2 protein-coding genes are annotated in these 2,970 nt (G+C 74.6%); both read right to left on the bottom strand.

What is annotated here, in order from left to right:
• Positions 1 to 1,112 (bottom strand): beta-ketoacyl [acyl carrier protein] synthase domain-containing protein (locus ACTIDRAF_RS0213910; protein WP_016699344.1); only part of this gene is annotated, 1,112 nt, incomplete at its 3' end.
• Positions 1,109 to 2,970 (bottom strand): SDR family NAD(P)-dependent oxidoreductase (locus tag ACTIDRAF_RS0213905; protein WP_016699343.1); only part of this gene is annotated, 1,862 nt, incomplete at its 5' end. The genes ACTIDRAF_RS0213905 and ACTIDRAF_RS0213910, both read right to left, overlap by 4 nt.

The raw sequence follows: 2,970 nt of genomic DNA, 5'->3' as shown, positions 1-2,970 counted from the left end.
GTGGCCTTGATGAGCCCGGCCATGCCCGAGGCCCGGTCGAGGTGCCCGAGGTCGGGTTTGGTGGAGGACAGCACGCAGGGGGTGTCGCGGGCGGCGGGGAAGACCCGGTCCAACGCGGCGAGTTCGACGGAGTCCCCGAGCCGGGTGCCGGGGGCGTGGCACTCGACGTAGTCGATCTCGCCGGGGTCGACCCCGGCGACGGACATGGCGTCGCTGATCACGGTGGCCTGGCCCTCGACGGAGGGGGCGACGAGACCGGCGCGGGCGGAGCCGTCGTTGTTCACGGCGCTGCCGAGGATCACGGCGTGCACGTGGTCGCCGTCGGCGAGGGCGTCGGCGAGCCGTTTGAGGACGACGACGCCGACCCCGTTGCCCAGCACGGTGCCGTTGGCGTCGGCGTCGAGGCTGCGCACGATCCCGTCGGGGCTGGTGAGGGATCCCTCCTCGAACAGGTAGCCCTCGGGGACGGGTTCCTCGATCCGGGAGGCCCCGGCCAGCGCCGTGTCGCACTCCTGGGTGAGCAGGCTCTGCACGGCCACGTGCACCGCGACCAGGGAGGTGGAGCAGGAGGACTGCACGGAGAACACGGGTCCGTCGAGGCCGAGCCGGTAGGAGACGACCATGCACAGCGAGTCGGGGGCGGTGCCCATCGCGTACTGGCCCCGGGTGATGGTGTCCATGACCTCGGGGCTGGCCAGGACGTGCCGCAGCCCGTAGAAGCTGTGGCCGACACCGCCGAAGACCCCGACCCGGCCGGGCACGCGGTTGGGCTGGTAACCGGCTGTCTCGAGGGCCTCCCAGCAGCATTCGAGGAACAACCGGTGCTGGGGGTCGGTGGCCTCGGCCTCCCTGGCGCTGAACCCGAAGAAGGAGGCGTCGAAGAGACCGGGGTCGTCCAGGGGCGCGCCGCGTCGCACGTACTGCGGGTTGGCGGCCAGCGCGGGTGGGACGCGCGCGGCGGCGAGTTCCTCGTCGGTGATCTCCCGGATCGCCGACGGCCCGGTGGTGAGGTTGCGCCACAGCCGTTCGACGGTGCCGGCTCCGGGGAAGCGGCCGGTCATGCCGACGATCGCGATCCGGGTGTCGTCCTCGGACATGTCCACCTCGTTCATGCGTTCTTCCTCCGCTGCGCCGCGCGCAGTCCGGCGCGCCGCCGTTGGCCTCGGTCGCCGCCGGGTTCGGCCACGGGCGTCGCCGTGGGGACCTGGGCGGGTGCGATCAGTTGGGCCAGCGCGCCGACGGTCGGCGCCTGGTACAGGACGTGGGGGGCGAGGTCGTCGACGTCGAGGCGTCGGCGGATGTCGGCGAGCACCTTGATGCCGACCAGCGAGTTGCCGCCGAGGTCGAAGAACCCGTCCTGGGAGCCGACGCGGTCCAGGCCGAGGGCCTCGGCCCACACCTCGGCGATGGCGGTCTCGACGTCACCGGTGGGGGCGACGTAGGGGGTGACGAGGTCGGGGCGCGGGTGGCGCGGGGTGCGCTGGTCGGTGGGGCGGGGCGCGGTGACCGCGTCGACGGTGAACTGGGAGCTGGCGTGGACCAGGGTGGCGAAGTCCTGGGTGTTCACGACCGCGTGGGGCTGGTCGGTGGCCAGCGCGCGCAGCAGGGACCGCCAGCCGGCCTCGAAGTCGATGCCGAGGCGGGCCCGGTTGGCCCGGAAGTAGTCCTGGAGCGCGGAGTCGTAGCCGGCGAGGCCGGCTTCCCAGGCGTTCCACCGCCACTCCCCCCAGCCGACGGAGAGGGTGCGCCACGGGTCGCCGGCGCGGCGGGGGTCCCTGGCGTGGGCGTCGAGGAAGGCGTTGGCGGCGCAGTAGTCGACCTGGCCGGGTCCGCCGCCGGTGGTGGCGGTGATGGAGGAGAACAGGACGAGGAAGTCCAGGTCGGGTACCGCGCGCAGTGCCCGGGTCAGCGCGAGGGTGCCGGCGACCTTCGGGGCGAGCACCCTGTCCATCTCGGCCCGTGTCTTGAACTGCATCAGCCCGATCCCGGGGACGCCGGCGGCGTGCAGCACGCCGTGCAAGGCGCCAAAGCGGTCGAGGGCGGCGCGGACGGCCCGGTCGGTGTCCTCGGGGGTGCTGACGTCGCCGGTGACCACGAGGACCTCGGCGCCGGTGTCCTCCACCCGGCGGACGCCGGCCACGCGGCGGCGGACCTCCTCGCCGGCGCGGGGGTCGGCGAGGATGTCGTCCCAGGTGTCGCGGGGCGGGAGGCCGGTGCGTCCGAACAGGACGAGGCGGGCCTGGCAGGTGGTGGCCAGGTGTTCGGCCATCGCCAGGCCGATGCCGCCGAGGCCGCCGGTGACGAGGTAGACGCCGCGTTCCCGCAGCGCGCCCTCGCCGGCGGTGGTCCGCGCGTCGCTGTCGGGTTGGGCGGGGGTGATCCGGTCGTGGTCGGGCAGCCAGCGGCGGCCTCCGCGCAGGGCGACCACCGGGTCGGTGCGGTCGGCGGCGAGTTCGGCGATGAGGTCCGTGGCCGGTCGTGGGGATGCGGTGGTGCCGGCGGGGTCCAGGTCGACCAGGCGGCAGGTGACGCCCGGGTACTCCAGGGGGATGACCCGCACGGGCCCGGTGAGGGTGGACCAGGCCGGTCGCAGCGCCTCGGTGCCGGTGGCCGAGCAGACCCCGGAGGTGACGACGTCCAGCGCCCAGGAGGTGGAGCCGAGGTCGCGGAGGGCGGCGGCGAGGCCGACGAGGGTGTGCAGGCCCAGGGTGAGGGCGGTGTCCACGGCGTCGGCGGGGTCGTGGGCCTGGTCGCCGTCGGTGTGGTCGGCCAGTGACCACAGGTGCACGACGCGGTCGGGGAGTTCGCCGAGGTCGCGGGTGTGGCGCAGCACGGCCCGCAGCTGGTCGGCGTCGCCGGGGCGGAGGGTGGCGGTGTCGCCGTCCCAGCGTGGTTCGGTCGCCTGGTCGTCGGGGCGGGCGAACCGGACGGTGCCGCCGGCGGCGAGCAGGGCCTCGGCGAGACGGCGGG

Source organism: Actinoalloteichus spitiensis RMV-1378, assembly GCF_000239155.1.
Taxonomy (GTDB): domain Bacteria; phylum Actinomycetota; class Actinomycetes; order Mycobacteriales; family Pseudonocardiaceae; genus Actinoalloteichus_B; species Actinoalloteichus_B spitiensis.
This window is presented reverse-complemented; position numbering and strand designations above follow the sequence as displayed.